The sequence below is a fragment of the Cupriavidus sp. 30B13 genome (assembly GCF_049059565.2).
GTDB lineage: Bacteria > Pseudomonadota > Gammaproteobacteria > Burkholderiales > Burkholderiaceae > Cupriavidus.
This window is the reverse complement of the sequence record NZ_CP188224.1, coordinates 1,532,273-1,551,574: the sequence shown is the minus strand read 5'-3', so window position 1 is coordinate 1,551,574 and position 19,302 is coordinate 1,532,273. Positions and strand designations below refer to the sequence as shown.

At 71.1% G+C, this 19,302-nt stretch carries 15 protein-coding genes; 11 read left to right on the top strand and 4 right to left on the bottom strand.

What is annotated here, in order from left to right; genetic code table 11:
• Positions 1 to 15 precede the first annotated feature (15 nt).
• Together ACKI2N_RS25950 and ACKI2N_RS25945 are read right to left on the bottom strand one after the other, a co-directional pair.
• A complete protein-coding gene (locus tag ACKI2N_RS25950) occupies positions 16 to 1,698 on the bottom strand; it encodes a rhodanese-like domain-containing protein (protein ID WP_420991679.1) in 1,683 nt (560 codons plus the stop codon).
• An 85-nt stretch (positions 1,699 to 1,783) separates the two neighbouring features.
• On the bottom strand, positions 1,784 to 3,004 hold the full coding sequence (locus ACKI2N_RS25945) for an aminotransferase class I/II-fold pyridoxal phosphate-dependent enzyme (RefSeq protein WP_420991678.1): 1,221 nt from the start codon (positions 3,002 to 3,004) through the stop codon (positions 1,784 to 1,786).
• Positions 3,005 to 3,263: 259 nt separating this feature from the next.
• Between ACKI2N_RS25945 and ACKI2N_RS25940 the strand changes: the two genes are divergently transcribed.
• The 4 genes from ACKI2N_RS25940 (at position 3,264) to ACKI2N_RS25925 (ending at position 7,424) form a co-directional block, all read left to right on the top strand.
• Positions 3,264 to 3,878: a cysteine dioxygenase gene (locus tag ACKI2N_RS25940; protein WP_420991677.1), complete on the top strand. Its 615-nt coding sequence runs from the start codon at positions 3,264 to 3,266 to the stop codon at positions 3,876 to 3,878.
• A 34-nt stretch (positions 3,879 to 3,912) separates the two neighbouring features.
• On the top strand, positions 3,913 to 5,535 hold the full coding sequence (locus tag ACKI2N_RS25935; protein ID WP_420991676.1) for a rhodanese-like domain-containing protein: 1,623 nt from the start codon (positions 3,913 to 3,915) through the stop codon (positions 5,533 to 5,535).
• Positions 5,536 to 5,826: 291 nt separating this feature from the next.
• Entirely contained in the window at positions 5,827 to 6,120 is a 294-nt protein-coding gene (locus ACKI2N_RS25930; RefSeq protein ID WP_420991675.1) for a helix-turn-helix domain-containing protein, read from the top strand.
• Positions 6,117 to 7,424, top strand: coding sequence for a type II toxin-antitoxin system HipA family toxin (locus tag ACKI2N_RS25925; protein ID WP_420991673.1), 1,308 nt, complete (start codon positions 6,117 to 6,119; stop codon positions 7,422 to 7,424). The genes ACKI2N_RS25930 and ACKI2N_RS25925 overlap by 4 nt, the downstream gene beginning before the upstream one ends.
• 11 nt (positions 7,425 to 7,435) lie before the next feature.
• Here ACKI2N_RS25925 and ACKI2N_RS25920 read toward each other — a convergent pair whose 3' ends face one another.
• Positions 7,436 to 8,152 carry an SDR family NAD(P)-dependent oxidoreductase gene (locus ACKI2N_RS25920; RefSeq protein WP_420991672.1) on the bottom strand — a complete coding sequence of 239 codons (717 nt, stop codon included), beginning with the start codon at positions 8,150 to 8,152 and terminating at the stop codon, positions 7,436 to 7,438.
• Between the two features lie 297 nt (positions 8,153 to 8,449).
• Here ACKI2N_RS25920 and ACKI2N_RS25915 point away from each other — a divergent pair, with 297 nt between their 5' ends.
• On the top strand, positions 8,450 to 9,334 hold the full coding sequence (locus ACKI2N_RS25915; RefSeq protein WP_420991670.1) for an EamA family transporter: 885 nt from the start codon (positions 8,450 to 8,452) through the stop codon (positions 9,332 to 9,334).
• A 14-nt stretch (positions 9,335 to 9,348) separates the two neighbouring features.
• On the opposite strand, the gene ACKI2N_RS25910 is transcribed toward ACKI2N_RS25915, so the two are convergent.
• Entirely contained in the window at positions 9,349 to 9,942 is a 594-nt protein-coding gene (locus ACKI2N_RS25910) for a GNAT family N-acetyltransferase (RefSeq protein WP_420991669.1), read from the bottom strand.
• An 89-nt stretch (positions 9,943 to 10,031) separates the two neighbouring features.
• On the opposite strand from ACKI2N_RS25910, the gene ACKI2N_RS25905 reads away from it, so the two are divergent.
• The 6 genes from ACKI2N_RS25905 (at position 10,032) to ACKI2N_RS25880 (ending at position 19,285) form a co-directional block, all read left to right on the top strand.
• Positions 10,032 to 10,538: a winged helix-turn-helix transcriptional regulator gene (locus tag ACKI2N_RS25905; RefSeq protein ID WP_420991668.1), complete on the top strand. Its 507-nt coding sequence runs from the start codon at positions 10,032 to 10,034 to the stop codon at positions 10,536 to 10,538.
• 329 nt (positions 10,539 to 10,867) lie between these two features.
• The gene (locus tag ACKI2N_RS25900; RefSeq protein WP_420992061.1) at positions 10,868 to 12,184 is read left to right on the top strand and encodes an MFS transporter; all 1,317 of its coding nucleotides are present in this window, start codon (positions 10,868 to 10,870) and stop codon (positions 12,182 to 12,184) included.
• 61 nt (positions 12,185 to 12,245) lie between these two features.
• Entirely contained in the window at positions 12,246 to 14,795 is a 2,550-nt protein-coding gene (nirB, locus tag ACKI2N_RS25895) for a nitrite reductase large subunit NirB (protein ID WP_420991667.1), read from the top strand.
• 59 nt (positions 14,796 to 14,854) lie between these two features.
• Positions 14,855 to 15,205 carry a nitrite reductase small subunit NirD gene (gene nirD / locus ACKI2N_RS25890; protein ID WP_420991666.1) on the top strand — a complete coding sequence of 117 codons (351 nt, stop codon included), beginning with the start codon at positions 14,855 to 14,857 and terminating at the stop codon, positions 15,203 to 15,205.
• Positions 15,202 to 16,446 (top strand): NAD(P)/FAD-dependent oxidoreductase, encoded by a 1,245-nt coding sequence (locus ACKI2N_RS25885; RefSeq protein WP_420991665.1) that lies wholly within the window; start codon positions 15,202 to 15,204, stop codon positions 16,444 to 16,446. The genes nirD and ACKI2N_RS25885 overlap by 4 nt, the downstream gene beginning before the upstream one ends.
• A gap of 46 nt (positions 16,447 to 16,492) precedes the next feature.
• On the top strand, positions 16,493 to 19,285 hold the full coding sequence (locus ACKI2N_RS25880) for a molybdopterin-dependent oxidoreductase (RefSeq protein ID WP_420991664.1): 2,793 nt from the start codon (positions 16,493 to 16,495) through the stop codon (positions 19,283 to 19,285).
• The last annotated feature ends 17 nt before the right edge of the window (positions 19,286 to 19,302 follow it).

Genomic DNA, 19,302 nt, shown 5'->3' with positions numbered 1-19,302 from the left:
CATGCACCGGCCAGATCACGCTGCGCTGTAGTCCACCAGCTTCACCGCCAGATCCCCATCCCGCTCGAGCTGGTCCACCAGACCGATTTCCCAGTTCAGGTAGGCATGCATCTCGGCCTTGCGCCGGCTCTCGTCCTCGTAGGCGTAGGCGCTGTACCAGGCATCCTCGTCGCCGGTCAGCACGCGCGCCGCGGCGGCGGAGCCGGCCGGCGCGGCTTCGGCCGGCAGGCCCAGCGCCTGCCAGCGCGCGTTGCCGCCCAGCAGCGCGCGCACGTCGCGCCCGCTGGCGCGGCGCAGTTCCGCGGCCACCGCCTGCGCCAGCACGCCGTCGGCGGAGGTGACGACGATCACGTCCGCGGGGCCGGCGCGGTCCAGCACCAGCGCCGCCTTCTCCGGCGTGGCGAACCACGCGCCGGGGATGTGGCCGCGGCGGAAGGCCAGGCTGCTGTCGACGTCGGCCACCGTCACGCCGCCCTGCGCCTGCAGCGCGGACAGCGAGGCCGCCTCGATCCACGGCGCCTCGGCCGCCGAGGCGCGCAATACGCGCACCGGCTCGGGGCCGGCCTCGCGCACGGCGAGCGGATCGGGACGGAACAGGAACACTTCGTGGCCGCTGAACTGGGCCAGCCATGCCGCCGTGGTCTGCGCGCGCACGCCGTCCCAGTCGGCCAGCACGATGCGGGCGCGGCGGGTGCCGGCGTAGGCGTCGGTGGCCTGCACCAGCTGGCCGCCGGGCGCGCTGCGCCAGCCCGGCAGGTGGCCGGCGGCGTATTCCTCGGGCGAGCGCACGTCGAAGCGGTACAGCGTGCGCTCGCCCGCCTGCTGCTCGAACGCGGCCAGCCGGGCGGCGTCGATCTGCCGCACGCCGGCGCGTTCGGCCACGCGGGCCGCGCGCTCGCGCGCCGCGGCCTGCGCGGCGTCGCCGGGCTGCGGGGCAAAGCGGGTCTGGCCGTGGTCGAGCGCGTAGCCGGCCAGCAGCCACGCCATGGTGCCGTCCTTGAGCGACACCACGCGGTTGGGAATGCCGGCGTTGATCAGCGTCTGCGCGCCGACGATGCTGCGCGTGCGGCCCGCGCAGTTGACCACCACCAGGGTGTCGGGGTCGGGCGCGATCTCGCCGATGCGGTAGACCAGCTCGGCGCCGGGGCAGTCCACCGCGCCGGGAATGCTCATGTTCTGGAATTCCGCGAACGGGCGGCTGTCCACCACCACCACGTTGTCGCCGCGCTGCTGGTGCAGGTGAAGCGCCTCGGCGGTAATCCACGGCGTGCGCAGCTCGTGCTCGATCACCTCGCCGAACGCCTTGCTGGGCACGTTGGTGCCGCTGAACACCTCGTAGCCGGCGGCCTGCCACGCGCGCGTGCCGCCCGCGAGCACGGAGACGTCGGTGTAGCCCAGGCGCAGCAGCTTGTCCGCGGCGGCATGGGCGATGTCCCCGGCCAGGTCCGTCACCACGATGCGCGTATTGCGGCGCGGCACCAGGCGGTCGATCACGGTTTCGAGCCGGCCCAGCGGCGCCGGCACGGCGAACAGCAGGTGCGCGCGCGCGAAGGCGCCCTCCTCGCGCGCGTCCAGCACGGCCAGCTCGCCGGTGCCGGCGATGGCCTGCTTGAGCGCGGCCGGGCTCACCAGCGGATGGCCGCCGGCGGCCGTGGCGGCGTCGTCGGCAAGGGTCTGGGTCAGGTCGGTGATGGTCATGGCGAAAAAAAGAAGAAGGGATCGTATGGTTGCGGCGGATGCGGCCGATGCGGCAGCGACCGGGCAGCGAAGCCGTGCGGGCCGCTCAGGCCGCGGCCTGCTGCAGCGCGCGCAGCAGGCTCACGAGGCGTTCCACGCCCTGCGCGCACTCCTCGGGGCTGGCGACCAGCGCAATGCGGACATGGCCCGCGCCCGGGTTGTGGCCGCCGACCGTGCGCGCCAGGAAGGTGCCGGGCACCACGGCGAGATTCTGTTCGGCCAGCAGCAGGCGCGTGAAGGCCACGTCGTCCAGCCCGCTGGCGCGGATGTCGAGCCACGCGAAGAAGCCCGCCTGCGGCGCCTCCAGCCCGGCGACCTGGCGCAGGCGGGGCACGGCGAAATCGAACTTCTCGCGGTACAGGCGGCGGTTCTCCACCACGTGCGCCTCGTCGCGCCACGCGGCGAGGCTGGCGCCCTGCACGGCGGGGTTCAGCACGCCGCCGGAATAGCTGCGGTACTGGCGCAGGCGCGCCAGCACGTCGGCGTCGCCGGCCACGAAGCCGGAACGCAGCCCGGGCGCGTTGGAGCGCTTGGACAGGCTGGCCACGGCCAGCAGGCGCCGGCGGTCCCGGCCCAGCGCCCGCGCGGCGGCCAGCGCGCCGAGCGGCGGCGCGTCCTCGTCGAAATACAGCTCGGAGTAGCACTCGTCGGAGACCACGTGGAAGCCGTGGCGCTCGGCCAGCGCCAGGACGTGCGCCCAGTCTTCCAGCGGGTAGACGCGCCCGGACGGATTGTCCGGCGAGCACAGGTAGCACAGCCGCACGCGCGGCCAGACATGGGCGGGAACCGCATCCAGGGCCGCCACCAGGCCGCGCGCGGTGTCGATGTAATAAGGCTCGGCCCCGGCCAGCAGCGCCGCGCCCTCGTACACCTGGTAGCCGGGATTGCTGACCAGCACCACCGGCGCGCCCTCGCGCGGGCGGCCGGCGCCGAGCACCACCTGCGCCACGCCGAACAGCCCGTCCTTGGCGCCGTTGACCGGCACGATCTCGCGCGCCGGGTCCAGGTCGCCCACGCCGTGGCGCAGCGCGATCCAGGCCGCGATGGCCTCGCGCAGCGCGTCGCTGCCGGGCACCTTGGGATAGCGGCCGATCTCGCCGGCGTGCCGCGCCAGCGCTTCCTCGATGAAGCGCGGGGTGGGATGGCGCGGCTCGCCCCAGCTGAAGCTGATCGGCGGCAGGCTGGTGCGCAGCGGCGTCTGCGCCGCCAGCGCCGCCAGTTTTTCGGTGGGATAGGGTTGCAGGCGTTCGTGCAGGGTCTGGCTCATGTGCATTCTCCGTTCCGGGAAAGGGGCCCGGCGATGGCTGGCCCCGGGGCTGGCCCGGCTCGGCTTGCGCCTCACTCTAAGAGCCGGGCATGCGCCGCCGCAACGAATCTTTCCGCGATTGGAAATGCAAAGCGTGGCGCCCGCGCCCGGCCTCCGGCCGCGCGGCAAAACCGCATATGCATCGGCGATATTGTTCTTTCGGCGGCTGCCGCGCACTCCGTAGAGTGGAGGCCTGCCGATTTGAACAAGGATCCCCCCCATGACCATCCAGAGCCAACGCGCCGCCGCCATCGCCACCACCCTCGCCGAAGTCCGCGCCCTCACCAGCCAGCACGACGTGGACCGTGCCACGCTGCAGCGCATCACCCTGGCCCTGCAGGCGCTGGCCGACAAGAAAGAGCTGTTCAGCTTCGCCGACTTCCCGCCGCCCGCCGACGGCACCGCCACCTCCACGCGCTACCGCCTCAGCGAGGAAGGCCAGTTGCCGGCGCTCTACCTGAACTCCATCATCCCCGGCAAGAAAACCATCCCGCACAACCATGACACCTGGGCGGTGATCGTGGCCGTGCAGGGCGACGAGCTGAACCGCGTCTACCGCCGCACCGACGACGGCAGCGATCCCGCCCGCGCCACGCTGGCGCTGGAGCGCGAACAGGTGGTGCGCCCCGGCGCGCCGATCAGCTTCCTGGCGCAGGACATCCACAGCATCCACGTGGTGGGCGATGCGCCCACGCTGCATTTCCACCTCTACGGGCGCCCGCTGGAAACGCTTACCGGACGCATCGGCGTGGAGCCGGAGAGCGGCCGCATCGTCAACTACAACGCCACCCAGATGAACCGCAGCGAGCAGGTCCCGGCGCAGGCCACGGCCTGAAGCAGGCGGCCATCCACCTCATCCGGAGCCTCCCATGACCCGATCCATCGATGCCGTCACGCTGCGCGGCTGGCTCAACGACGGCCAGCCCCTGGCGCTGTTCGACGTACGCGAGCACGGCCAGTATGGCGAGGGCCATCCCTTCTTCGCCGTGCCGCTGCCCTATAGCCGGCTCGAGCTGGAGGTGGCCCGCCTGGCGCCGCGCCTGGCCGAGCGCATCGTGCTGCTCGACGACGGCGACGGCGTGGCCGCGCGCGCCGCGCAGCGGCTGGAGCAGCTTGGCTACGGCGACGTGACGCTGCTCGCGGGCGGCGCGCCGGCCTGGGCCGCGGCCGGCTACACGCTGTTCAAGGGCGTCAACGTGCCGTCCAAGACCTTCGGCGAGCTGGTCGAGCACTGGCACCACACGCCGCGCCTGGACGCGGACGCGCTGCTGGCGCGGCGCGCGGCCGGCGAGCCGCTGGTGCTGGTGGACGGACGCACCTTCGAAGAACACCAGAAGATGACGATTCCCGGCGCGCGCAGCCTGCCCAACGGCGAGCTGGCCCTGCGCCTGGACGCGCTGATACCCGACGCGCGCACCACCGTGGTGGTGCATTGCGCGGGCCGCACGCGCAGCATCATCGGCGCCCAGACGCTGCGCAACCTCGGCCTGCCGAACCCCGTGCTGGCGCTGGAGAACGGCACCCAGGGCTGGTACCTCGCGGGCCACGTGCTCGAACACGGCAGCCAGCGCCGCTATCCGCCGGCGCCGGACGCCGCCGGGCTGGCCGCGGCGCGCGCGCGCTCGGCGCGGCTGCTGCAGCGCTTCGGCCTGCCCGCGCTGTCCGCCACGCAGGCGCAGCACTGGCTCGACGATGCCGGCCGCACCACCTTCCTGCTCGATATCCGTACCGCCGAGGAATTCGCCGCGGGCACCATCGAAGGCGCCGCGCACGCGCCCGGCGGCCAGCTGATACAGGCCACCGACCAGTACGTCGGCGTGCGCGGCGCGCGCGTGATCGTGTTCGACGACGACGGCGTGCGCGCGCCGGTGGTGGCGAGCTGGCTGTACCAGCTCGGTTATGAAAGCGCGGTGCTGGCAGATGGCGTCGACGCGGCGCTCAAGGTGCCCGCGCCGCCGCGCACCCTGCCCGCCCGCAACCTGCCGGTGCTGGACGCCAGCCTGCTGCGCGCGCTGCATGCGGAGTCGCACGACGCCATCGTGATCGACCTGCGCGACAGCGCGGCGTACGGGCGCGGCCACGCCGACGGCGCGGCCTGGTCGATCCGCCCGCGCCTGCCGCACACGCTCGCCGAGCTCGGCGCCACGCACGACCGGCCGGTCATCCTGGTCGCCAGCGATCCGCACGTGGCCAGCCTGGCCGGCCACGACCTGCTCGCCGACGGCTACACGCACGTGTACCGGCTGGCGCAGGGCTACGACACCTGGCTGGCCGCCGGCCTGCCCCAGGCCGTGCGGCCGGCGCCGCTGCCGGCCGCGGCGCGCATCGACTTCCTGTTCTTCGTGCACGACCGCCACGAAGGCAACCACGAAGCGGCACGCGCCTACCTGGCATGGGAAACCGGGCTGATCGCGCAATGCGCGCCGGACGAGATCGGCGTCTTCCGCCAGGCGCCGGAGCAGCCGGCGGCGGCGCGCAGCCGCGCCGCGTAGGCCTGCCCGGGCCAGGACGACGCCACAATGCCGTCGCGGATCGGCGCTCCGGCAATTCGCGCCGGGCGCGGCGCGAGTAATACGCGAACGTGGCCTCGAAGCGCCTCGGCGTGCTGACCCAGCGCTGCGCCTCGGCGCCGAGACCGGCGCCGACCGGCCGCTGCCAGGCGGCTTGCATCGTTCGCATCACACGCCTACTTGTTATGCCATAGCATAATTTTCAGAAGAAAATCATGGAATAGCATAATCACCTGCTATGCTATGACATATGTTTTCGATAAAAATTATGTCATGGCATCATTCCACGAACAGTTGCAGGCGCGCCGCGCCGCGCGCAAGTCGTCCTTGGCGGAAGTGGCGCGGCTGATCGGCATGGCGCCCTCGAACCTCACCACCGTTCTGAGCGGCCGCAGCGACGTGCGCGCCTCCACGCTGGAGGCGGTCGGCGCCGCGCTGGACGCGGAATGGGTGCTGGTGCCGCGCGAACACCTGCTGGCCGTGCGGCGCCTGCTGGAAGGCAAGGACGGCGGGCCCGACCGCGAGGCCCGCACCTCGGTGGAAATGTTCCTGGAGCAGGAACCGTGAGCCCCGGACTGCGGCCCCGTTACCTGGAGGTGCATCTGCACGGCGTGCTGTGCGGGCATCTGTGCGAAGTCGAGCGCACCTGCCGCTTCGTGCCGGCCGAAGCGTTCCGCGGCGATCCGCTGCGGCCCACGCTGAGTCTGTCGCTGACCTTCCCCGGCAACGAAGCGCTGACCGCCGCCGTGCTCTCCAACCCGTTCCATCCGGCGCTCTACAACACCAACGGCGCGCTGCCGCCCTATTTCGCCGGCCTGCTGCCCGAGAGCGAACTGCGCAAGCGCCTGGAAGCCACCCGCCGGCACGCCGAAGACCGCGACGACTTCGGCATCCTGGCCGCCGCCGGCGACGACCTGCCCGGCGCGGTGGTGGTGCGCCCGGCCCCGATCGACGCGCTGCCCGCGCATGTGCGCACGGTGGGCGTGACCGGCGGCGCGGACAACCTCGAGATTGCCGTGATCGAAGGCGCCACCGAGGGCGCGGCCTCGGTCTCGGGCGTGCAGAACAAGCTCGCGCTGTCCACCGCGCACGCCGGCAAGCGCTATACCTTGCCCACGCACGGCCGCCTCTCCGACCTGATCGCCAAGCTGCCCGCGCGCAATGACGACAGCCAGGTCTTCAACGAGTACGTGTCCATGCAGCTGGCGCAGGCCGCCGGCGTGGCGGTGGCGCCCTGCCGCCCGGTGCCGCTGGCCGCCATCGAAGTGGAAGGCCTGGCCGAGACGCTCGGCGCGGACCTGCACTTCCTCGCCGTGGACCGCTTCGACCGCGAGCCGGGCGGCCGCGTGCATGCCGAGGACGGCTGCCAGGTGCTGACCCGCATGCCCAGCCGCAAGTACGCCGGCCCCGAAGCCTACGCCGCGCTGGTGCAACTGCTCGAGCGCCTCAGCGTGCGCGGCATCGAGGACGTGCGCCAGTTCTTCCTCCGGCAGGCCGTCAACACGCTGCTGGGCAACAGCGATGCCCACCTCAAGAATTTCTCGTTCCTGTACCGCAACGGCATTGCCGCCGAGCTGTCGCCCGCCTACGACATCGTCAGCGTGGCCGCCCTGCCCGGCTTTGCCGGCTTCGGCCAGAACGTCGCCATCGACCGCCAGCAGCGCGCGCAAACCCTGCAGACCTACCGCGATTTCGCGCGCCAGGCCAGGATCGCCGAACGCATCGCCACTGCCGCCGTGAAAGACGCGGTGGCGATGGCGCACGAGCGCTGGCCCGCCCTGCTGGACCAGTTGCCGGCGCCGGCGGGCATGCGCGCGGCGGTGCTGGCGCGGCTGGCAACGCTGCCGCTGGCGCAGCGCGGGCGCGGCTAGCGCGGCGCCGGCTAGCTCAGCCCGTCCAGCACCAGATGCTGCCCATGGATGGCCTGCGCGCCGTCCGAGGCCAGGAAAGCCACCGCGCGCGCGGCCGCGGCCGTCGAGACCCAGGCCGCCGTGTCTGCATGCGGCATGACGCGCCGGTTGGCGGGCGTGTCGAGAATGCTCGGCGCGATGCTGTTGACGTTGATGCCGGCCTGCCGGACTTCGTGCGACAGGCTTTCCACCAGGCGCTGCAGCGCGCTCTTGGAGGCGCAGTAGGCGCCCATCGCGGCGGCGCCGCCGGCCGCGCCGCGCGCCGACACGGCGACCACCTTGCCCGCGTGCTGCGCCAGCATGGCGGGGATGAAGTGCTGCGTCACGGCCACCAGCGACCACGCGTTGAGGTCCATCATGCGCAGCCACGATGCGCGGCTCAGCGCATGCGTGGGCTCTCCCATCTCGAAACCGCCGGCCACGTGGACCAGCACCTCGATGCCGCCGAAGGCGTCGAGAATGGTGCGCGCGGCGTCCGCCATGCTGTCCGGCGAGGTCACGTCCGCGCCGAGCAGCAGATGCCAGTCGGCGGCCTGCGCCACCGGCGCGTGCGCGCGCAGGGCTTCGGCCTCGCGGTCGATCAGGGCCAGGCGCGCGCCTTCGTCGGCAAAAGCCGAGGCGACGGCGCGGCCGAGCGCGCCGGCCGCGCCGGTGACCACGACGCGCCGGGGGGATGCGGAAGAGTCCATGCTGGGTCTCCTTGAGACGGTGGTGGTGGTGCAGGCGGGCGCCCTCCACCACCATAGACAGCGCCGCGGGCTGCCGCAAACCGCATCGGGCGGCAATGACGCCGCCCTTGCCTCACCTTTCCCACCTCTTTCTCACCTTTTCGCTACGGTGCAGCCGGAAACACCGGCGCCGGCGTCGTTCCGTGCGAATGCCGGACGCCCGGCCAGGGGACGGCCTAGCCAGCCGCGGCGAGATCGTTCAAGATGCCGGGTTCGCCGGCGTCCCGTGGCCGGCACTTCCCCGCCGAGAACCGACAATTGCCGCTGAACCGCCTGAAACAAAGCACAACCCTGGCCGCCGTGCTGGCGCTGATCGGGTCGATGGCCTCGCTTTGCATCGGCACCTCGTTTGCGAAGACCCTGTTCGCCGCGGCCGGCGCCCAGGGCACCACCGCGCTGCGCGTGAGCTTTTCGGCCCTGATCCTGCTGTGCGTGTGGCGGCCGTGGCGGATGCCGCTGAGCCGGGCCAATGCGCGCGCGATCGCGCTGTACGGCGCGGCGCTGGGCGCCACCAACCTGCTGTTTTATATGTCGCTGCGCACGGTGCCGCTCGGGCTGGCCATCGCCATCGAGTTCACCGGGCCGCTGGCGGTGGCGGTGTCGTCGTCGCGGCGAGCCATCGACTTTCTCTGGATCGCGTTTGCCGTGGCGGGCCTGTTGCTGCTGCTGCCGCTCGGGCAGAACGTGGGCATGCTGGACCCGGTGGGCATCGGCTATGCGCTGGCGGCGGGCGTGGGCTGGGCGCTCTACATCATCTTCGGCCAGATGGCCGGCAACGCGCATGGCGGGCAGGCCACTTCGCTGGGCCTGACCGTGGCGGCGCTGGTGGTGCTGCCGTTCGGGCTGGCCCATGCCGGCACCGCCGTGTTCAGCCCGGCGCTGCTGCTGGCGGGGCTGGCGGTGGGGCTGCTGTCGAGCGCGATTCCCTATTCGCTGGAGATGGTGGCGCTCAAGCGCCTGCCGCGCCGGACCTTCGGCATCCTGCTGAGCATGGAGCCCGCGATGGGCGCGCTGGCGGGGCTGGCGTTCCTGCACGAGACGCTGAGCGCGCAACAATGGCTGGCCATCGCCAGCATCATCACCGCTTCGGTCGGCTGCACGGTGACGGCGGGCACGCGCCGGCGCGACGCGGCGCCGGCCTAGCCGGCACAGCCGGTTCAGCCTGCCGCCGCGCGGGCGGCGCCGGGCACCGCTTCCTGGCCGGCGCCGTCGCGCAGCACCAAGGTGACTTCGTGCAGCATGGTGTCTTCCGGGTTGCGCCGGCTGGAAAAGCCGAATTCCCGCATCAGCGCCAGCATGCGGCGGTTCTCGCTGAGCACGTCGCCGCGCAGCAGGCGCAGGCCCGCACCGGCCGCGGCGTCGCGCAGGCGCGCGATCAGCCGGCGGCCCAGGCCCTTGCCCTGCCAGTCGTCGGCCACGGCCACCGCGAACTCCGCCACGCCGGCCGCCGTGACGACATAGTTGCCGTTGGCGACGATGACAGGCTCGCCCGCCACATCCACCGTGACGACCAGTGCCAGGCCGTCCTCGTCATGGACAAAACGGCGGATCACATCGTCCGCCACCTGCCCGCCGGTGAGAAAGCGGTAATAGCGGCTCTCGCGCGACAGGGCCTGCACGAAGGCCCGCTCGCGCGCCGCGTCGGCGGCGCGCACGGCACGCACCACGACCCGCTCGCCGCCAGCCAGTTGCCAGGCCTGGGCGCATTGCGGGCAGCCGGCGTGGACATCGGATTCTTGCGACGAGGGCATCACCGGCTCCTGACTACATTTTCGATAGTCAGAAGTATAGGCTATACCCTGACTTTTTCAAACGAAGTCAGGGTGCTATGCTGGTTTCCATGCGACCCACTGCCGAAGACCTCCGGAACTGCTCGATTGCCGCCACGCTCAGCCTGATCGGCGAGAAGTGGACGATCCTGATCTTGCGCGACGTGTTCCATGGCATCCGCCGCTTCGACGATTTCCTCGCGCAGCTGCAATGCTCGCCTGCCGTGCTCTCGGCCCGGCTCAAGACGCTGACCGAGGCCGGCATCCTGCGCAAGGTGGGCTACAAGGAGCCCGGCGAACGGGAGCGCTTCGAATACCGCCCCACGCGCGCCGCGGTCGAGCTGCTGCCGGTGATCGTGGGACTGCTGCAATGGGGCGACCGCCACCTGGCGCCCTGCGGACAGGGGCCGGTGGAACTGCTCACGCCCGCGGGCCGCCGCGTGCGCGCCGCGCTCGTCGACGACATGGACGAACTGGTGCGGCCCAATGAAATCGAGATCAGCCGCGTGCCGCGCCAAGACCAGCCCGCCGCCGAAGGCCAGCCTGCCCCCACGGGCGGCATCCCGGCCGGCACCTGAGCCGAAGCCCGCAGCCGCCGGGGGCAGCGCCACGCACCGCCCTTGCTCACCGCACTGCACCATGAACGTGCCGCGCCCCGGCGCTTGCCCCAACGCTGCGCATCGGCGCCCGCGCTGAACCCGCCTTTCTCCTCCAAACTCCCGCTTCCCGTCACATCCGCGGCTGGCACACCGCTTGCGTAATGGAACGCGAGCGGACCAACGGCGGCCCGCTCACCCCACACACGGCGGCAGCGGTCTTCACCGATGCCGCCAGGACAACGGCGTCCCCTGAACCTGTCTTCACGACCGGCTCGCGGGACGCCATTTGTTTTTCTGGAGTCGTGATGATGACCGGCAAAGCCACCCGCATCGAACTGCTGAGCCTGCGCACCCCGCAGATGCGTGCCTTCCACCTGACCTGGATGGCGTTCTTCGTGTGCTTTTTCGCGTGGTTCGCCTGCGCGCCGCTGATGCCGGTGCTCAAGGGCGAATTCGGCCTGACGCCCGACCAGATCGCCAACATCAATATCGCCGCGGTCGCGGTGACCATCCTGGTGCGCCTGGTGGTCGGCCCGCTGTGCGACCGTTTCGGCCCGCGCCGCACCTATACCGGCCTGCTGGCGCTCGGCGCGATCCCGGTGCTGGGCGTGGCGATGGCGCAGAGCTACGAAGCCTTCTTGTTCTTCCGCCTGCTGATCGGCGCCGTGGGCGCGAGCTTCGTCATCACGCAGTACCACACCTCGGTGATGTTCGCCCCCAACGTGGTGGGCACCGCCAACGCGGCGGCGGCCGGCTGGGGCAATGCCGGCGGCGGCGCCGCGCAGGCGACCATGCCGCTGCTGCTCGGCGCGATCCTGATGCTGGGCGTGAACCACGCCATGGGCTGGCGCCTCGCGCTGCTGGTGCCGGGCGTGCTGATGCTCATCATGGCCGTGCTGTACTGGAAGTTCACCCAGGACTGTCCGCAAGGCGACTTCGCCGAACTGCGCAAGCAAGGCATCGCCGTGGACAGCGGCAAGAAAGGCGGCTGGGCCAGCTTCGCGGCCGCCAGCGCCAACTACCGCGTGTGGATGCTGTTCATCACCTACGGCGCCTGCTTCGGCGTGGAGATCTTCATCCACAACGTGGCCGCCACCTATTACGTGGATCACTTCGGCCTGTCGCTCGGCAGCGCCGGCCTGGCCGCCGCCAGCTTCGGCCTGCTGGCGCTGTTCGCGCGCGCGCTGGGCGGCTGGCTGTCGGACAAGGCGGCCCTGCGCCGTGGCCTGGATGCCCGCTCGATGCTGCTGTTCGTGCTGATCCTCGGCGAAGGCCTGGGCCTGCTGTGGTTCGCCCAGGCCCACAGCGTGGTGGCGGCGGTGGTGGCCATGCTGGCCTTCGGCCTGTTCACCCACATGGCGTGCGGCGCCACCTACGCGCTGGTGCCCTTCATCGACCGCAAGGCGCTGGGCGGCGTGGCCGGGATCATCGGTGCCGGCGGCAACGTGGGCGCGGTCGCGGCCGGCTTCCTGATGAAGGGCCTGGGCGGCAACCTGCAGCAGACCCTGACCGTGCTCGGCGCGGCAGCGCTGGTCTCGGCCCTGTGCGCCATCGCCGTGCGTTTCTCGGCCGAGCACAAGGCCAGCGAGCAGGCCCTGTTCGACAACGCGCTGGCCGGCTCCTGAGCCGGACCCGGGAACCGAACGCACAGCCAGGCCCCAGCCCCGCGGAACAAGGAAAACCATCATGAAACTGATCGTCATCGGCCACGGCATGGTCGGCCACAAATTCCTGGAAAGCCTGGCCGAGGCCGGCTCGCAGCACATCGAGGTCACCGTGCTGTGCGAGGAGCCGCGCCCGGCCTACGACCGCGTGCACCTGTCCGAATTCTTCGCCGGCAAGTCCGCCGAAGACCTGTCGCTGGTGGAAGCCGGCTTCTTCGAGCGCAGCAACATGCTGCTGCGCCTGAACGCGCGCGCCACCGCCATCGACCGCGCCGCCAGGACCGTGGCCGTGTCCACCGGCGAGATCCTGCCCTACGACAAGCTCGTCATCGCCACCGGCTCCTACCCGTTCGTGCCGCCGCTGCCGGGCAAGGACCGCAAGGACTGCTTCGTCTACCGCACCATCGAAGACCTGGAAGCCATGCAGGAATGCGGCGCGCGCTCGCAGACCGGCGTGGTGGTCGGCGGCGGCCTGCTCGGGCTGGAATGCGCCAAGGCGCTGCGCGACATGGGCCTGCAGACCCACGTGGTGGAGTTCGCCCCGCGCCTGATGGCGGTGCAGGTGGACGATGGCGGCGGCGAGATGCTGCGCCGGAAGATCGAAGACCTGGGCGTGACCGCGCACACGCGCAAGAACACCGTGGAGATCGTCGACGGTGAGACCGGCACCCATCGCATGAACTTCGCCGACGGCAGCTATCTCGATACCGACATGATCGTGTTCTCCGCCGGCATCCGCCCGCGCGACGAACTGGCGCGCGCGGCCGGCCTGGCGGTGGGCGAGCGCGGCGGCATCGCCGTGGACAACCAGTGCCTGACCTCCGACCCGGACGTCTACGCCATCGGCGAATGCGCGCTTTGGCAAGGCAAGATCTACGGCCTGGTCGCGCCCGGCTACGAGATGGCGCGCGTGGCGGCGAAGCACCTGCTGGGCCACCAGGCCGAGTTCGCCGGCGCCGACATGAGCACCAAGCTCAAGCTGATGGGCGTGGACGTGGCCAGCCTCGGCGACCCGCACGGCAGCGCCCCCGGCAGCCGCGCCTACCAGTTCACCGACGAGCGCAAGCAGGTCTACAAGAAGCTGGTGGTGTCGGACTGCGGCAAATACCTGCTGGGCGGCGTGCTGGTGGGCGACGCCGAGGAATACGGCACGCTGCTGCAGATGATGCTCAACAGGATCGAGCTGCCCGAGTCGCCGGAATTCCTGATCCTGCCGTCCTCGGACGGCCAGGCCAGGCCCGCCCTGGGCGCCGACGCGCTGCCCGACGCCGCGCAGATCTGCTCGTGCAACAACGTCTCCAAGGGCGACATCTGCGCCGCCGTGCGCGGCGGCGCCACCACCATCGCCGCGCTCAAGAGCTGCACCAAGGCCGGCAGCACCTGCGGCGGCTGCGTGCCGCTGGTCACGCAGGTGATGAAGGCCGAGATGAAGAAGCAGGGCCTGGCGGTGAACAACCACCTGTGCGAGCACTTCGCCTATTCGCGCCAGGAGCTCTACCACCTGGTGCGCGTGGGCGGCTTCAAGACCTTCGGCGAACTGCTGGCCGCGCATGGCAAGGGCCTGGGCTGCGACATCTGCAAGCCCACCGTGGCGAGCATCCTGGCCTCTTGCTGGAACGAGTTCGTGCTCAAGGAAGAACACGCCAGCCTGCAGGACTCCAACGACTATTTCCTCGGCAACATCCAGAAGGACGGCACCTATTCGGTGGTGCCGCGCATGCCCGGCGGCGAAGTCACGCCCGACGGCCTGATCGCCGTGGGCCAGGTGGCCAAGAAGTACGGCCTCTATACCAAGATCACCGGCGGCGCCCGCGTCGACATGTTCGGCGCGCGCGTGGAAGAGCTGCCGATGATCTGGGAGGAACTGATCGCGGCCGGCTTCGAATCGGGCCACGCGTACGGCAAGTCGCTGCGCACCGTGAAGTCGTGCGTGGGTTCCACCTGGTGCCGCTACGGCGTGGACGACTCGGTCGGCCTGGCCATCGAGATCGAGAACCGCTACAAGGGCCTGCGCGCCCCGCACAAGATCAAGTTCGGCGTGTCCGGCTGCACGCGGGAGTGTGCCGAGGCGCAAGGCAAGGATGTCGGCATCATCGCCACCGAACGCGGCTGGAACCTCTACGTGTGCGGCAACGGCGGCATGAAGCCGCGCCACGCCGAACTGCTGGCCAGCGACCTGGACCGCGCCACCCTGCTGCGCTACGTGGACCGCTTCCTGATGTTCTACGTGCGCACCGCCGACCGCCTGCAACGCACCAGCACCTGGCGCGACAACCTCGAAGGCGGCCTGGACTACCTCAAGGCGGTGGTGCTCGAGGACAGCCTGGGCATCGGCGCCGAACTGGAAACGCAGATGCAGCACGTGGTGGATACCTACGAGGACGAATGGAAGCGGGCCGTGACCGATCCGCAGACGCGCAAGCGCTTCCGCCACTTCGTCAACAGCGACCTGCGCGACGACAACCTCGTGTTCGTGGAAGAGCGCGGCCAGATCCGCCCGGCCACGCCCGAGGAACGGATCTTGCGCCGGTCGAAGCTCGAACAGATTCCGGTGGCCGTCAAGGCCGCCTGAACCGCCGCCCCCGCCACCGCACGCTTCACCGCACCCGCGCCCAACCCAAGGAGAACAGCATGACCCAAGCCCGCCAGCCCGAGACCTGGACCGCCGTCTGCGCGCTGCGCGACATCGTGCCCGATACCGGCGTGTGCGCGCTGGTGGACAAGGCGCAGATCGCCGTGTTCCGCGTCGGCACGGGCGAGGCGGAGCAGGTCTTCGCCATCGCCAACTACGACCCCAACTCCAACGCCGCGGTGCTGTCGCGCGGGCTGGTGGGCAGCCTGGGCGAGCGCGTGGTGGTGGCCTCGCCGATCTACAAGCAGCACTTCGACCTGCGCACCGGCGAATGCCTGGAAGCGCCCGAACACTCCGTGGCGGCCTACCCGGCCCGCATCCATGACGGCAAGGTCTGGGTGGCGGCATGAGCACCGGCTCCATGCACCCGAGCCGCAAGCCCCGCCTGGTGGTGGTCGGCAACGGCATGGCCGGCATGCGCACGGTGGAGGAGCTGCTCAAGCTGGCGCCCGACCTCTATGACATCACCGTGTTCGGCGCCGAGCCGCACGGCAACTACAACCGCATCCTGCTGTCGCCGGTGCTGGCTGGCGAGAAGACCATCGCCGACATCATGCTCAACACGCGCGAGTGGTACGCGCAGAACGGCATCGAGCTGCTGGCCGGCGACCCGGTGGTGGCCATCGACCGCCCGCGCCGGCTGGTGCGCTCGCAAGCGGGGCGCGAGGTGCGCTACGACCGCCTGCTGCTGGCCACCGGCTCCAAACCCTTCATCATCCCGGTGCCTGGACACCAGCTCGACGGCGTGATCGCCTTTCGCGACATCCAGGACGTGGAAACCATGCTGGCCGCGGCACGCGAGCGCCGCCACGCGGTGGTGATCGGCGGCGGCCTGCTGGGCCTGGAGGCCGCCAACGGCCTGATGCGCCAGGGCATGGAAGTGAGCGTGGTGCATGTGACCGGCAGCCTGATGGACCGCCAGCTCGACGCGCCCGCCTCGGCCCTGCTCAAGCAGGCGCTGGAGCGCAAGGGCCTGCGCTTCCTGCTCAACGCGCATACCAGCGCCATCCTCGGCGACGAGCGCGTGGCCGGCGTCAGCTTCAAGGACGGCACCAGCATCCCCGCCGACCTGGTGGTGATGACCGCCGGCGTGCGCCCCAACATCGAACTGGCCCGGCAGGCCGGCCTGCACTGCGAGCGCGCCATCGTGGTGGACGACACCCTGCAGACCTACGATCCGCGCGTGTACGCCGTGGGCGAATGCGTGCAGCACCGCCAGGCCACCTTCGGCCTGGTCGCGCCGATCTGGGACCAGGCCCGCGTGGCCGCGGCCCACCTGGCCGGCGCCGGGCACCGCCGCTACGTGCAGCAGGCCACCGCCACCAAGCTCAAGGTGACCGGCGTGGACCTCTATTCCGCCGGCGACTTCATCGGCGGCGAAGGCAGCGAGGACCTGGTCATGCGCGACGCGCGCCGCGGCGTCTACAAGCGGCTGGTGCTGCAGGACGGGCGCCTGGTGGGCGCCGTGCTGTACGGCGACGTGCAGGACGGCCCCTGGTACTTCGACCTGATCCAGCGCGGCGCGCCGGTCGGCGCGATGCGCCAGCGGCTGCTGTTCGGCCGCGCCCAGTGCGAGGCGCTGGCGGCCTGAGCGCCGCGCCAGCCTCCGATCGAACCGCCAGCAAACGAGCGCCACCGTGAACCTGTCCGATATCCCCGTCATTGTCTCCACCGCCGCCGCCGGGCTGTCCGCCGGGGTGTCCGCAGATGCCGCAGCCACCGTCGCCGACACCACCTGCCCCTACTGCGGCGTGGGCTGCGGCGTGCGCGCCACGCGCCACGCCGACGGCAGCGTCGAGGTGGCCGGCGATGGCAATCACGGCTCCAACCTCGGCCGCCTGTGCGTGAAGGGCTCGGCGCTGGCCGAGACCACCGGACTGGAAGGCCGCCTGCTGCATCCGCAGGTGCGCGGCACCGACGGCAGGCTCGCGCAGGTCTCGTGGGACCACGCGCTGGACCGCGTGGCGCGGGGCTTCAGCGACATCGTCGCCGAGCACGGCCCGGACGCCGTGGCGCTCTACGTCTCCGGGCAGTTGCTGACCGAGGACTACTACATCGCCAACAAGCTGATGAAGGGCTTCATCGGCAGCGCCAATATCGACACCAACTCGCGCCTGTGCATGTCGTCGGCGGTGGCCGGGCACAAGCGCGCGTTCGGCGAAGACCTGGTGCCGGGCAACTATGAGGACCTGGAACTGGCCGACCTCGTCGTGCTGGTCGGCTCCAACACCGCCTGGTGCCACCCGATCCTGTTCCAGCGCCTGTCCAGGGCAAGGGAAGCGCGCCCCGGCATGAAGCTGGTGGTGATCGACCCGCGCCGCACCGCCACCTGCGAGCTGGCCGACCTGCACCTGCCGGTCAAGCCCGGCACCGACGTCTGGCTGTTCAACGGCCTGCTGCACTACCTCGCGCAGCACGGCGCCGCCGACGCGGACTTCATCGCCGCCCACACCAGCGGCCTCGACGACGCGCTGGCCGCCGCCGGCCCGGACTGCGCCGATCCCGACAAGGTGGCCCGCGCCTGCAAGCTCGACGTGGCCGACCTGCGCGCCTTCTATGCGCTGTTCGCCGCCACGCCCAAGGTGGTCACCGCCTTCTCCCAAGGCGTCAACCAGTCCTCGGCCGGCACCGACAAGGTCAACAGCATCATCAACTGCCACCTTGCCACCGGCCGCATCGGCCAGCCCGGCGCGGGGCCGTTCTCGCTGACCGGCCAGCCCAACGCCATGGGCGGGCGCGAAGTCGGCGGGCTGGCCAATATGCTGGCCGCCCACATGGAACTGGCCGAGCCGCTGCACCGCGAGATCGTGCAATCGTTCTGGGGCTCGCCCGCCATCGCGGACAAGCCCGGCCTCAAGGCGGTGGAACTGTTCGAAGCCATCGAGCAAGGCCGCGTCAAGGCCGTATGGGTGATCGCCACCAACCCGGTGGTGAGCCTGCCCGACGCCGACCAGGCGCGCCGCGCGCTGGCCAGGTGCGAACTCGTGGTCAGCTCCGACATCATGCTGCGCACCGACACCAACGACGCCGCGCACGTGCTGCTGCCCGCGCTCGGCTGGGGCGAGAAGGACGGCACCGTGACCAGTTCGGAGCGCCGCATCTCGCGCCAGCGTGCCTTCCTGCCCGCGCCCGGCGAAGCGCGCGCGGACTGGCGCATCCTGTGCGACGTGGCCACGCGCATGGGCTTCGGCGGCTTCGCCTATGCCGGCGTGCACGAGATCTTCGACGAGCACGCGCGGCTGAGCGCCTACCGCAACGGGGACGACGACGCCGCGCACGCGCCGCGCGTCTTCAACATCGCCGGACTGGCCGGCATGAGCCGGCAGCAATTCGATGCGCTCGCGCCGGTGCAATGGCCGGTCACGGCAAGCGCGCCGGCGCTGCGCGGCAGCGCCGGCACCGCGCGCCTGTTCGCCGACCGCCGCTTCGCCCACCCGGATGGCCGCGCCCGCTTCGTCGCCACCGCGCCGCGCGCGCCCTCCAACGCCACCGACGACGCCTTCCCGCTCGTGCTGAACACCGGCCGGGTGCGCGACCAGTGGCACACCATGACCCGCACCGGCAAGTCGCCCAGGCTGGCCGACCACATCGCCGAGCCCTTCGTCGACATGCATCCGCAGGATGCCCTGCTGTGCGGCGTGGGCGAAGGCAGGCTGGCGCGTGTTTCCACGCGCTGGGGCGCCATGGTGGCGCGCGTGCAGCACAGTGGCGGCATCGCGCGCGGCAGCGTGTTCGTGCCGATCCACTGGAACGGCCAGTTCAGCTCCGACGCGCGCGTCGGCGCGCTGGTCAACCCGGTGGTGGACCCCATCTCGGGCGAGCCCGAGTTCAAGCACACGCCGGTGCATGTGGAGGAATTCCGCGTCTCGTGGCACGGCTTCGTGCTCAGCCGCGGTGACCTCCAGGCCGACGCCCTCACCTACTGGACGCGCGTGCAAGGCCGCCAGTTCCAGCGCTACGAATTCGCCGGCCGCGAGACCGTTGCCGACCGCGCCGCCTGGGCGCGCGCGCTGCTCGGCGTCACCGACCCGGAGGCGGACTGGATCGAATACGAAGACCGCACCGCCGGCATCTACCACGCCGGCCACGTGGTCGACGACCGCCTGCAGGCCTGCGTCTATATCGCCACCCGGCCCGAGCTGCCCTCGCGCGCCTGGCTCTCCACGCTGTTCGCCAGGGAGCGCCTGGAAGATGCCGACCGCATCGGCCTGCTGCTCGGCCAGCCGATGGAAAAGGGCGTGGATGCCGGCCCCACGGTGTGCTCCTGCTTCGCCGTGGGGCGCAATACGATCTGCGATGCCGTGCGCAAGAACAACCTGACCACGCCTGCCGAGATCACCGCCTGCGTGAAAGCCGGCGGCAACTGCGGCTCCTGCGTGCCGGAACTGAAGAAGCTGCTGGCGGAGATCAGGATGGTGGAAACGGCTTGAGGATGGCCCGCGCCCCG